We start from the raw sequence: 12,447 nt of genomic DNA on the forward strand, positions 1-12,447 counted from the left end.
ATGCGCCTGTTCGCTTATGTGCTTGGCCTGGCCCTGCTGTGTTGCCAGCCGGCACAGGCGCAGGTGCGCAGCTTTGACCAGATGATCGCCGCCGGCGACATCAACGTGGCGGTGTACAAGGACTTTGCCCCCTACAGTTTCGAAGACGGCGCCACCGCGCGCGGGGTCGACGTGGAGCTGGCCCAGGCCCTGGCCACGGCGCTGGGGGTACGGCTCACGTTGATCTGGGCGCCGGCCGGCGAGAAGCTCGACGACGACCTGCGCGACTACATCTGGCGTGGCAGCCAGTTGCACAACCAGCAACTGGCCGACCTGATGATGCGCGCGCCCTACGATCGCGATTACGCACAGAAGCGCAACGACCAGGGCGAACTGGAAAACGGCCATGTGGTGATGTTCGGGCCGTATCAGAACGAACAATGGCAGGTGGCTTACGACCGTCGGCGCCTGGACAGGGTTGCCAGCGTGGCGGTGTTCGAGCAGCACCCGATTGGCGTCGAAGTCGACAGCGTGCCGTCGTTCTACCTCACCTCGGTGTTCAACGGCATGCTCGCCGCCAAGACCCATCACTATCCCGACGTCCCCCAGGCCTTTGCGGCGATGAAAGCCGGTGAGGTCGATGCGGTGATGGCGATGCGCGGCGAAGTCGATTGGCAGGTGCATGAAGCCCACGACCCGCAACTGGCCCTCGCTGAAAACGCCTACCCGAACATGGGCAAGCAGCGCTGGGAGATCGGCATGGCGGTGCACGAGAGCAATCGCCAGTTGGCCTACGCGGTGGAAGAGGCGCTGGAAGGCTTGATCCGCGACGGCGCGGTGCAAGCCATCTATGCCCGTTACGGCCTGCAGTATGAAGTCCCCGAGATGTATCAATAGGAGCAGGCGATGAACTGGCGACTGAGCTGCATCTTGGCGTGCTGGCTGCCGCTGGCGGCTCACGCCGTGGAGGTCGACCCGGTGCCGTCGGTGATGTGGGCGTTTTATCACAAGCAGTTCCTGGCCGAGGCGCCGTTCGTGTTCGACGACCGAGTCAAGCTGCTCGCGCCGCCGTTCGCCGAAGATGCGCGCCAGGTGCCGCTGGAAATCGACGCCCGCGCCTTCAACGGCCATGTGGTGAAAATCCTCGCCTGGGCCGAGCTCAACCCATTGCCGAAAATCGTCGACTTCCAACCCAGGGCCGGCGTGCTGCCGTGGCTGTCGCTGCGGATTCGTATCGAGCAGGCCACGCCGTTGCGGGCGGCGGTGCTCACCGATGACGGGCTGTGGCATGTGGGCTCGACCCTGATCGACGCGGCCGGTGGCGGCTGCACCGCGCCCAGCGTGGTACGCACCCAGCCGGGCTGGGAAGAGCACATCGGCGAAGTGCTCGGCGGCCGTTACTCGCGGGGCGAGTTCAGCCGCGTACGTGTGCAGGTGGCGCACCCGATGGACAATGGCATGGTCAGCGGCATCCCCGAGTTTTTTATCAACCATGCACAACTGCTTGGCCGGGACGGCCAGGTGTTGGCTGATCTTGAGCTATTCCCGGCGGTCAGCGAAAACCCCAACCTGGCCTTCGACATCGACGCGCCGGGGCCTACCCGGCTGGTGCTGCGCGACAACAGCGGCAATGAGTTCGACGCGGCCATACCCTGACCAGAAGGAGCGCGGCATGCGCTGGATTCTATTGTTATGCCTGGGCCTGAGCCTGCCCGCCCTGGCGGACCTCGACTACGCCCTCAAGCCCCGATTGATCGCCGATGACACCTGGCTGCTTGAAGGCAGCACCGACAATTTTGCCAAGGCCAATGGCGGCAATATCGTCAACACCGCCTTCATTGTCACCGAGGCTGGCGTGGTGGTGATCGACACCGGGCCGTCGCGGCGCTATGGCGAAGCCATGCGCGAGGCCATCGCCCGCGTCACCCCCAAGCCGGTGACCCAGGTGCTGATTACCCACCATCACCCCGACCATGCGCTGGGCAACCAGGCCTTCAAGGACGTGCCCATCGGCGCCCTGGCCGAGACCACGCGGCTGCTGCACGAGCAGGGCGACGGCATGGCGGAAAATCTCTACCGCATGGTCGGCGACTGGATGCGCGGTACCGAGGTGGTATTGCCGACCCAGGTGCTGGAACCCGGTGTGCTGAGCGTCGGCCGCCACGACTTGCGCTTGCTCGCGCTCACCGGCCACACCGGCGCCGACCTGGCGATCTTCGACCAGAGCACCGGCGTGCTGTTCGCCGGCGACCTGGTGTTTTACCAGCGCGCGCTCACCACCCCCAACAGCCCGGGGCTGGCGGTGTGGCTGGCCGACCTCGGCACCCTGCAAGCCTTGCCCTGGACCCTGATCGTGCCCGGCCATGGCCCGGTGGCCAGCGACGCGCAGCCCTTCACGCAGATGCGCGACTACCTGACCTGGCTCGATCAACTGCTGCGTGACGGCGCGGCCCACGGCAGCGACATGGCCGAGATGATCCGCAGCCCCATCCCTGAACGCTTCGCCACGATCAGCCTGAGCCGCTATGAACTGATTCGCAGCGTCAGCCACCTGTACCCGCGTTACGAGCGCGAACGGATGCAACGCGTGGATTCGGCGCGCTGACCCGCTACTAAGGAACTAGCAAACTCGATACTGCGGTCAATTGTGACAACTGCCCCTGCGCCCAAGAATCTGCTCCAGACCGGGAAAATTTCCCGGGTATAACAAAAAACCGCAGAGGTAGCCGTCATGACCCAACCCGCACGCCGCCAACCCTTCGCCTTGAGTGTGTTGCTCGGTGCCATCCTGTTGTCAGGCCAGGCCATGGCCTCGGTGACCGATGAGGAAATTCTCCAGGACCCGAAAAACCCCGGGCAGATCGTCACCAACGGCCTGGGCGTGCAGGGCCAGCGCTACAGCCCCCTCGACACCCTGAACGTCGATAACGTGAAGGAACTGCGACCGGTCTGGGCGTTTTCCTTTGGCGGCGAGAAGCAGCGTGGGCAACAGGCGCAGCCGATGATCAAGGATGGGGTGATGTACCTCACCGGTTCCTACTCGCGGGTGTTCGCGGTGGATGCGCGCACCGGCAAGAAGCTCTGGCAGTACGATGCGCGTCTGCCCGATGACATTCGCCCGTGCTGTGACGTGATCAACCGTGGCGTGGCGCTGTACGGCGACCTGGTGTTCTTCGGCACCCTCGACGCCAAGCTGGTGGCGCTGAACAAAGACACCGGTAAAGTGGTGTGGAGCAAGAAAGTCGCCGACCACAAAGAAGGCTACTCCATCAGCGCCGCGCCCCTGGTGATCAACGGCAAGCTGATTACCGGTGTGGCCGGTGGCGAGTTCGGCGTGGTGGGCAAGATCGAAGCCTATGACCCGAAGAACGGTGAACTGCTTTGGAGTCGCCCGACGGTCGAAGGCCATATGGGCTACGTCTATAAAGACGGCAAGGCGGTTGAGAACGGTATCTCCGGTGGCGAGGCGGGCAAGACCTGGCCCGGAGATCTGTGGAAAACCGGCGGCGCCGCACCGTGGCTGGGCGGCTACTACGACCCGGAAACCAACCTGCTGCTGTTCGGTACCGGCAACCCGGCGCCGTGGAACTCGCACCTGCGCCCTGGCGACAACCTCTACTCGTCCTCGCGCCTGGCGCTGAACCCGGACGACGGCACCATCAAGTGGCACTTCCAGACCACGCCCCATGACGGCTGGGACTATGACGGCGTGAACGAGCTGGTCTCCTTCAACTACACGGAAGGTGGCAAAGAGATAAAAGCTGCCGCCACAGCCGACCGTAACGGCTTCTTCTACGTGCTTGATCGCACCAACGGCAAGTTCATTCGTGGTTTCCCGTTTGTCGACAAGATCACCTGGGCCACCGGCCTGGACAAGGACGGTCGGCCGATCTACAACGACGCCAGCCGCCCTGGCGCTCCGGGCAGCGAAGCCAAGGGCACCTCGGTGTTCGTCGCACCGGCGTTCCTGGGCGCGAAAAACTGGATGCCGATGGCCTATAACCGCGACACCGGGTTGTTCTACGTGCCGTCCAACGAGTGGGGCATGGACATGTGGAACGAAGGCATCGCCTACAAGAAGGGCGCGGCGTTCCTCGGTGCGGGCTTCACTATCAAACCATTGAACGAAGACTATATCGGCGTGCTGCGCGCCATTGACCCGAAGACCGGCAAGGAAGTCTGGCGCCACAAGAACTTCGCGCCGCTGTGGGGCGGAGTGCTGACCACCAAGGGCAACCTGGTGTTCACAGGCACGCCGGAAGGCTTCCTGCAGGCGTTCAACGCCAAGACCGGCGAGAAAGTCTGGGAATTCCAGACCGGCTCCGGCGTGCTCGGCTCGCCTGTGACCTGGGAAATGGACGGCGAACAGTACGTCTCGGTGCTCTCGGGCTGGGGCGGTGCAGTGCCGTTGTGGGGCGGTGAAGTGGCCAAGCGCATCAAGGACTTCAACCAGGGCGGCATGCTCTGGACCTTCAAGCTGCCCAAAGAGCTGGTCGCCAAACACTGAATCTACGACCAAATGACAAGCGCCCCCCTGCCAACGGCGCATTCGCCGGGCAACGGGGGCTCTTTACTATCGGGTCATCGCCTGTTGACCGACAGGCCCGGACCCAGACAGAGGCTTTAACATGATCTACGCACAACCTGGCACCCCTGGCGCCATCGTCAGCTTCAAGCAGCGCTACGGTAATTACATCGGCGGTGAGTTCGTCGCCCCGCTCAGCGGTGAATACTTCACCAACACTTCGCCGGTGACCGGTGAAGTGATCGCCGAATTCCCGCGCTCCAACGCCGCCGATATCGACAAGGCCCTCGACGCTGCCCATGCCGCCGCCGACGCCTGGGGCAAAACCTCGCCTCAGGATCGCTCCCTGGTGCTGCTGAAAATCGCCGACCGTATCGAGCAGCACCTCGAAGTGCTGGCCGTGACCGAAAGTTGGGACAACGGCAAGGCCGTGCGCGAAACCCTCAACGCCGACGTGCCTCTGGCCGCTGACCACTTCCGCTACTTCGCTGGCTGCATCCGCGCCCAGGAAGGCGGCGCCGCCGAGATCAACGAACACACCGCGGCCTATCACTTCCATGAGCCATTGGGCGTGGTCGGGCAGATCATTCCGTGGAACTTCCCGCTGCTGATGGCCGCCTGGAAACTCGCCCCGGCCCTGGCCGCCGGTAACTGCATCGTGCTCAAGCCGGCCGAGCAGACGCCGCTGTCGATCATGGTGTTTGCCGAGTTGATCAATGACCTGCTGCCACCGGGCGTGCTGAACATCGTCCAGGGATTTGGCCGCGAAGCCGGGGAGGCACTGGCCACCAGCAAGCGCATCGCCAAGATCGCGTTCACCGGCTCGACCCCCATCGGTGCGCACATCATGCATGCCGCCGCCGAGAACCTCATTCCTTCTACCGTGGAACTGGGCGGCAAGTCGCCGAACATCTTCTTCGAAGACATCATGCAGGCCGAGCCGCAGTTCATCGAAAAAGCCGCCGAAGGCCTGGTGCTGGCGTTCTTCAACCAGGGTGAAGTGTGCACCTGCCCGTCGCGGGCGCTGGTGCAGGAGTCGATCTACGACGACTTCATGAAAGTGGTGATGAAGAAGATCGTCAAGATCAAGCGCGGCAACCCGCTGGACACCGAAACCATGGTTGGCGCCCAGGCGTCCGAGCAGCAATACGACAAGATCCTCTCCTACCTCAAGATCGCCCAGGAAGAGGGCGCCGAGCTGCTCACCGGCGGCGCAGCCGAGCGCCTGGAGGGCGACCTGTCCAGCGGTTACTACATCCAGCCGACCTTGCTCAAGGGCCACAACAAGATGCGCGTGTTCCAGGAAGAAATCTTCGGCCCGGTGGTGGGCATCACCACCTTCAAGGACGAAGCCGAAGCCCTGGCGATTGCCAATGACAGCGAGTTCGGCCTCGGCGCCGGGCTGTGGACCCGCGACATCAACCGTGCCTACCGCATGGGCCGGGCGATCAAGGCCGGGCGCGTGTGGACCAACTGTTATCACCTGTACCCGGCGCATGCGGCGTTTGGCGGCTACAAGAAGTCGGGCGTGGGGCGTGAGAACCACAAGATGATGCTCGATCACTACCAGCAGACCAAGAATTTGCTGGTGAGCTACGACATCAATCCGCTGGGTTTCTTCTAACCCTCTGACTGCAATGCGGTCTCCTGTGGGAGGGGCGGTGCGACGATTCGACTTGCTCCCTCCCACATTTTGCTCCCTGTACATTCGCGACTAATGCAGTGCGGCATTTACTTCGAAAGTAGCATTCGCCCCCCCATCCCCCCATGCATTAATGCCCATACCGGAATCTTCCGGCACAACAAGAGGACTCTCCCTATGTGGACCAAACCCGCCTTCACCGACATGCGTATCGGCTTCGAAGTGACCATGTACTTCGCCAGCCGCTGATCCATCTCCGGCCAGCCTTGTGCTGGCCGGTGCGGTATTGGGAATGACCCTTTGGTCTGATTGCATTCGCCCCGGAATGGGTTAGTGTGAAGCGCATCTACCAAAATAATAACAACAGGCTTTCCAATGAGCCCCAATCTGAGCCTCCTGCGTAAATTCGTCTCGCCTGAAATCATCTTTGGTGCCGGCTGTCGGCATAACGTCGGTAACTATGCCAAGACCTTTGGCGCGCGCAAGGTGTTGGTGGTCAGCGACCCCGGGGTGATCGCCGCCGGTTGGGTCGCCGATGTGGAAGCCAGCCTGCAAGCCATCGGCATCGACTATTGCCTGTACAGCGCCGTGTCGCCCAACCCGCGCGTTGAAGAAGTGATGCTCGGCGCCGAGGTGTACCGCGAAAACCACTGCGACGTGATCGTGGCCATTGGCGGCGGCAGCCCCATGGACTGCGGCAAGGCCATCGGCATTGTGGTCGCCCATGGGCGCTGCATCCTCGAGTTCGAAGGCGTGGACACCATTCGTGTGCCGAGCCCACCGTTGATCCTGATCCCCACCACCGCCGGCACGTCGGCGGATGTCTCGCAGTTCGTGATCATTTCCAATCAGCAGGAACGCATGAAGTTCTCCATCGTCAGTAAGGCGGTGGTGCCGGATGTGTCGCTGATCGACCCGGAAACTACGGCGAGCATGGACCCGTTCCTGTCCGCCTGTACCGGCATCGACGCGCTGGTGCATGCCATCGAGGCGTTCGTGTCTACCGGCCACGGCCCGCTGACCGATCCCCATGCGCTGGAAGCCATGCGCCTGATCAACGGCAACCTGGTGCAGATGATCGCCAACCCCGGTGACATTGCCCTGCGCGAGAAGATCATGCTCGGCAGCATGCAGGCCGGCCTGGCGTTCTCCAATGCAATCCTCGGCGCGGTGCATGCCATGTCTCACAGCCTCGGCGGGTTTCTCGACCTGCCCCACGGGCTATGCAACGCAGTGCTGGTGGAGCATGTGGTGGCGTTCAACTACAACTCGGCGCCGGAGCGCTTCAAGGTGATCGCCGAGACCTTTGGCATCGATTGCCGGGGCCTCAGCCATCGGCAGATTTGCGCGCGGCTGGTGGAGCATCTGATTGCACTGAAGCACGCCATCGGCTTTCACGAAACCCTCGGTTTGCATGGGGTGCGCGTGGCGGATATTCCGTTCCTGTCCCGGCATGCGATGCACGACCCGTGCATCCTCACTAACCCACGCGAGTCCAGCCAGCGTGACGTCGAGGTCGTGTATGGCGAAGCGCTCTGAAGATCAGCAACAGGCCCTGGCCGGGCTGCTGGGCCTGGGCAATCACTCGGCGCGCAAGAGCCACTACCCGGAACTCACCGCGCGTCTCGACGAACTGGAGGCCGAGCGCAACCGCTATATCCGTCTCAACGATGAGCTGGAGCAGCGCGTGGCGGTGCGCACCGATGAACTGCTGGAAGCCAACCGTAACCTGCAACAGCAGATTGCCCAGCGCGAGCAGGTCGAGCAGGAGTTGCGCGATGCGCGCGACGCCGCCGAGGCTGCCAACCGCAGCAAGGATAAATACCTCGCCGCCGCCAGCCACGACCTGCTGCAACCGCTTAACGCGGCGCGGTTGCTGATCTCGACCCTGCGCGAACGCAACTTGCCCAGCGTCGAGCAGGTGCTGGTGGAACGTACGCACCAGGCCCTGGAAGGCGCCGAGGATTTGCTCACCGACCTGTTGGATATTTCGCGGCTCGATCAGGCGGCGGTCAAGCCCGACGTGGCGCTGTATCGCCTGGATGAGCTGTTTGCGCCGCTGGTCTCGGAGTTCCAGTCGGTGGCGCTGGCGGCCGGCCTCAACCTGCGCGCGCGCACCGGCCATTATGCGATTCGCACCGACTTGCGCCTGGTGACGCGAATCCTGCGCAACTTCCTCAGCAACGCCTGCCGATACACCGACGAGGGCTGCATCCTGCTCGGCGCACGCCGCCGTGGCGATTGCCTGCGCCTGGAGGTGTGGGACACCGGGCGCGGCATCGCGGCCGACCGGCTCGACGCGATCTTCCTTGAATTCAACCAGCTCGATGTCGGCCGTGCTTCGGACCGCAAAGGCGTGGGGCTGGGCCTGGCGATTGTCGAGCGCATCGCCGAGATCCTCGGCTACCCGGTGGCGGTCCGTTCGTGGCCGGGGCGTGGCTCGATGTTCAGTATCAAGGTGCCCATCAGCGAGGAGATGCCCCTGGCGATCAGCCAACTGCCGGTGCTACCGACCACGGGTAACCCGCTGCCGGGGCGGCGCCTGCTGGTGATCGATAACGAGGTGAGCATCCTCGACAGCATGCGCGCCCTGCTGGCGCAGTGGGGCTGTGAGGTGATCACCGCCACCGACCAGGCCGGGGCGTTGCTGGCGTTGCAGGGCAGGGCGCCGGAGCTGATCCTCGCCGACTACCACCTCGACCACGGCGTGGTGGGCTGTGCGGTGGTCAAGCACCTGCGCGAGCATTTCGCGCAGAACATCCCCGCCGTGATCATCACCGCCGACCGCACCGACCAGTGCCGTCGCGTGCTGCGCCGCCTGGACGCGCCGTTGTTGAACAAACCGCTCAAGCCCGGCAAGTTGCGGGCGGTATTGAGCCAGTTATTGACCTAGGGTCTTGATACCCGTCAACACCCGTTGCGGCGCTTTGCCCCATGCTGCGGGCCTGATTCAGAGCCCGACGGAGCCCGCCATGAACGCCCCCGCAACAACCGCAGCATCCTTCAAGTTGCCCCTGGGCCTGGTGATCGGCGTACTGGTGATGGTCGGCGTGCTGCTGTTGCCGCTGCCCGCCGACCTGCCGGTAGCCGGGCAGCGCATGCTGGCGATCCTCGCGTTTGCCGTGGTGGTGTGGATCACCGAGGCGGTGTCTTATGAAGCCAGCGCGATCATGATCACCTCGCTCATGGCGTTTTTGCTCGGCACGGCGCCGTCGCTGCAAGACCCCACGCACCTGATCGGCTCCAGCCCGGCCATCAGCATGGCACTCACCGGCTTTTCAAATCCGGCGCTGGCGCTGGTGGCAGGCGCGTTGTTCATCGCGGCGGCAATGACCCACACCGGCCTGGACCGGCGCATCGCCCTGGTGACCCTGACCCGCGTCGGCACCAGCACCCGCGGCATTCTGCTGGGGGCGATTGCGGTGACGATCCTGCTCAGTCTCGTCGTCCCCAGCGCCACCGCGCGCAGCGCTTGTGTGGTGCCGATCATGATGGGCGTGGTCGCAGCGTTCGGCGTGGACAAACGCTCCAATATCGCCGCCGGCCTGATGATCGTGGTGGCCCAGGGCACCAGTATCTGGAACGTCGGTATCCAGACCGCCGCCGCGCAAAACCTGCTGACCGTGGGCTTTATGGACAAGATGCTCGGCCAGCGCGTGTCGTGGATCGACTGGCTGATCACCGGCGCACCGTGGGCGGTGATCATGTCGGCGGTGTTGCTGTTCCTGGTAATCAAGCTGTTGCCGCCGGAAACCGATAGCATCCCGGGTGGCAAGGAGGCCGTGGCCCAATCCCTGGTAGACATCGGTCCGATGACCGGGCCGCAGAAACGCTTGCTGACAGTGTCGGTGCTGTTGCTGTTGGCGTGGGCGACGGAAGGGCGCCTTCACCCTTTCGACACCACCTCGACCACCTACGCCGGGCTGGTGTTCCTGCTGCTGCCGGGGGTTGGAGTGATGACCTGGAAGGACGTGCAATCGCGCATTCCATGGGGCACCGTGATTGTGTTCGGCGTTGGGATCAGCCTTGGTACGGCGCTGCTGACCACTCAGGCCGGGCAATGGCTGGGCTCCCAGGTGGTGGCGCACACCGGCCTTGATCAGGTCGGGCCGCTGGGGGTGTTTGCGATCCTGGGGGCGTTTCTGATTGTGATCCACCTGGGCTTTGCCAGCGCCACGGCGCTGACTTCGGCGCTGTTGCCGATCCTGATTGCCGTGCTGCAGACCTTGCCGGGGGAGTTCAACCGGTTGGGCATGACCATGCTGTTGGGGTTTGTGATGAGCTACGGGTTTATCCTGCCGATCAATGCGCCGCAGAACATGGTGTGCCTGGGGACCGGGACGTTTACGGCACGGCAGTTCGCCAAGGTGGGGATTTTGGTGACGTTGATCGGGTATGGGTTGATGTTGGTGTTTGCGGCGACTTACTGGAGTTGGCTCGGTTGGATCTGATTGGGAATGCGTTTCTGGGTGCACAGGAGATCCAATGTGGCAGGCGGCTGAATCTCCGACTTAGCGCTGTCGCACAGCAAACTGGAAGCCCCAAAACCAGCCACTGCGCAATATCGGGTACACCGCATTCGTCCTGCATTGGGGGCGCTTCGCACCCCAACAGTTCTTATGGTTCGCGTGACTATCACACCTTGGCTTGATAGCGCTCGGCGACGGCCGATTGGCGGATCTCTGACAGCAAACCTTGGCGGGCGGCCTGCAGAGCATCCCAGCGGGCGGCGTCTTGCAATGGCGGAATGGTCACTGGCTCGCGACGATCAAAACCGACCAGCGCAGCATCGACCAGCTCGTCCACGCTCATGATTTCGCTCAGGGTATTGATGTCGATGCCCGCGCGATCCCAGATTTCCGTGCGGGTGGCGGCTGGCAGGACAGCTTGCACGTAGACGCCTTTGGGTGAGAGCTCAAGGCTCAGCCCCTGGGATAGAAACAGCACAAACGCTTTGGTTGCACCGTAGACGCTCATGCCGAATTCCGGTGCCAGCCCCACCACCGAGCCGATGTTGATAATCGCGCCGCTACCGGCGTGTGCCAGGCGTGGCGCGATGGCGCTGGCAAGTCGCACCAAGGCGGTGGTATTGAGCGCGACCAGGTTGGTAACGCTGTCGATGGATTGCTCGATGAAGCTACCGGAGAGGGCGGCGCCCGCATTGTTCACCAGGATGCCGATACTGGCGTCATCACGCAGGCGTGCTTCGACGCTGGTCAGATCGCTGGTTTGAGTCAGGTCGGCCTGGATCACGTCAATGGAAACCGCGTGTTTCTCACGCAGCCGCGAGGCCAATGCGTCTAGCCGGCCTTTGTCGCGGGCAACCAGCACCAGGTTATGCCCACGCTGGGCAAAACGCTCGGCGTAGGTCGCGCCAATGCCTGTTGAGGCGCCGGTAATCAGTACGGTTTCTGGGGTGCTCATAAGTAGATGCTCTTGAGTGTTCAGGATGGTCAGAGACGGCGATCCGCGCCGTACCGTCGCAGAGACATGCGCTGGTGGTTTTATGATGTTGGTCATAATCAAAGCTGTCAACAGTTTTGATTATGACCGACATCAGAGTATAGTCAGACCATTGTTCAGGAGTTCCAGGGGTGCGAAATGAAGATCACCAAAACGCAATCACTCGCCAACCGAGCGCATATTGTGGAGACGGCGTCAGAGCTGTTTCGTGAGCGTGGCTATGATGGTGTGGGTGTGGCAGAACTCATGGCGACTGCAGGTTTTACCCAGGGAGGCTTCTATAAACACTTCGGCTCCAAAGCCGACTTGATGGCCGAAGCGGCCGAAAACAGCCTGGCAAAGTCCCTGTCGAGTACGTGCGATCTCGACGTGCCGGGATTTGTAAACCTGTACGTGTCCAGGGATCACAGAGACGGCAGGGGAGAGGGGTGCACCCTGGCAGCCCTGTGTGGTGACGCCGCCCGTCAGTCGGATGATCTGAAGGCGACCTTTGCCAGTGGCGTTGAAAATACGCTGGCAGCCCTTGAGGACAAGTACACGGCGGGTGTGGATGTCACCCGCCAAGAGGTCCGCACGAAAATGATCAACCTGCTGGCCCACGCAGTCGGTGCGGTCATGCTGTCGCGGGCGTGTCCGGATGACTCGGAACTCGCGGATGAGATCCTGCAAACGTGCCGCGCTGAGATAATCGCATCGCTGCCATCGAGTAAAGAAAACAGCGCATGAGTGGCAAGATGGGCGTTAACCGATGCGCCCAAGATGGCAAGATGAACCCCGCTCAGGTTTACTACTCTGAGTAATGGTTTTACCGACGTCACCCGTCGGGTCATCTAGGTCA

11 protein-coding genes are annotated in these 12,447 nt (G+C 62.8%); 10 read left to right on the top strand and 1 reads right to left on the bottom strand.

The genetic code is table 11. The features are described from left to right. The 9 genes from AB4O08_RS23080 (at position 1) to AB4O08_RS23120 (ending at position 10,597) form a co-directional block, all read left to right on the top strand. Entirely contained in the window at positions 1 to 876 is an 876-nt protein-coding gene (locus AB4O08_RS23080) for a substrate-binding periplasmic protein (RefSeq protein WP_154973245.1), read from the top strand. 9 nt (positions 877 to 885) lie between these two features. After that, positions 886 to 1,635: a quinoprotein dehydrogenase-associated SoxYZ-like carrier gene (locus AB4O08_RS23085; protein WP_460114374.1), complete on the top strand. Its 750-nt coding sequence runs from the start codon at positions 886 to 888 to the stop codon at positions 1,633 to 1,635. A 16-nt stretch (positions 1,636 to 1,651) separates the two neighbouring features. After that, positions 1,652 to 2,584 (top strand): quinoprotein relay system zinc metallohydrolase 1, encoded by a 933-nt coding sequence (locus tag AB4O08_RS23090; RefSeq protein WP_010209360.1) that lies wholly within the window; start codon positions 1,652 to 1,654, stop codon positions 2,582 to 2,584. 126 nt (positions 2,585 to 2,710) lie between these two features. Then, positions 2,711 to 4,486, top strand: coding sequence for a PQQ-dependent methanol/ethanol family dehydrogenase (locus AB4O08_RS23095; RefSeq protein ID WP_010209362.1), 1,776 nt, complete (start codon positions 2,711 to 2,713; stop codon positions 4,484 to 4,486). Positions 4,487 to 4,607: 121 nt separating this feature from the next. After that, positions 4,608 to 6,128, top strand: a complete 1,521-nt coding sequence (exaC, locus tag AB4O08_RS23100) for an acetaldehyde dehydrogenase ExaC (RefSeq protein WP_010209363.1) — start codon at positions 4,608 to 4,610, stop codon at positions 6,126 to 6,128. Positions 6,129 to 6,323: 195 nt separating this feature from the next. Then, a complete protein-coding gene (pqqA, locus tag AB4O08_RS23105) occupies positions 6,324 to 6,395 on the top strand; it encodes a pyrroloquinoline quinone precursor peptide PqqA (protein WP_106119375.1) in 72 nt (23 codons plus the stop codon). A gap of 126 nt (positions 6,396 to 6,521) precedes the next feature. Further along, on the top strand, positions 6,522 to 7,685 hold the full coding sequence (gene ercA / locus AB4O08_RS23110; protein ID WP_045791871.1) for an alcohol dehydrogenase-like regulatory protein ErcA: 1,164 nt from the start codon (positions 6,522 to 6,524) through the stop codon (positions 7,683 to 7,685). Then, complete coding sequence (locus AB4O08_RS23115; RefSeq protein ID WP_460114375.1) at positions 7,669 to 9,039, top strand: ATP-binding response regulator; 1,371 nt, start codon at positions 7,669 to 7,671, stop codon at positions 9,037 to 9,039. Before ercA ends, AB4O08_RS23115 begins: the two co-directional genes overlap by 17 nt. Positions 9,040 to 9,118: 79 nt before the next feature. Then, on the top strand, positions 9,119 to 10,597 hold the full coding sequence (locus AB4O08_RS23120; RefSeq protein ID WP_460114376.1) for a DASS family sodium-coupled anion symporter: 1,479 nt from the start codon (positions 9,119 to 9,121) through the stop codon (positions 10,595 to 10,597). A gap of 184 nt (positions 10,598 to 10,781) precedes the next feature. Here AB4O08_RS23120 and AB4O08_RS23125 read toward each other — a convergent pair whose 3' ends face one another. After that, positions 10,782 to 11,570: an SDR family NAD(P)-dependent oxidoreductase gene (locus AB4O08_RS23125; RefSeq protein WP_010209368.1), complete on the bottom strand. Its 789-nt coding sequence runs from the start codon at positions 11,568 to 11,570 to the stop codon at positions 10,782 to 10,784. Positions 11,571 to 11,747: 177 nt separating this feature from the next. Here AB4O08_RS23125 and AB4O08_RS23130 point away from each other — a divergent pair, with 177 nt between their 5' ends. Beyond that, on the top strand, positions 11,748 to 12,335 hold the full coding sequence (locus AB4O08_RS23130) for a TetR/AcrR family transcriptional regulator (protein WP_010209369.1): 588 nt from the start codon (positions 11,748 to 11,750) through the stop codon (positions 12,333 to 12,335). Positions 12,336 to 12,447 lie beyond the last annotated feature (112 nt).

This window comes from Pseudomonas sp. H3_E07, from assembly GCF_054668895.1.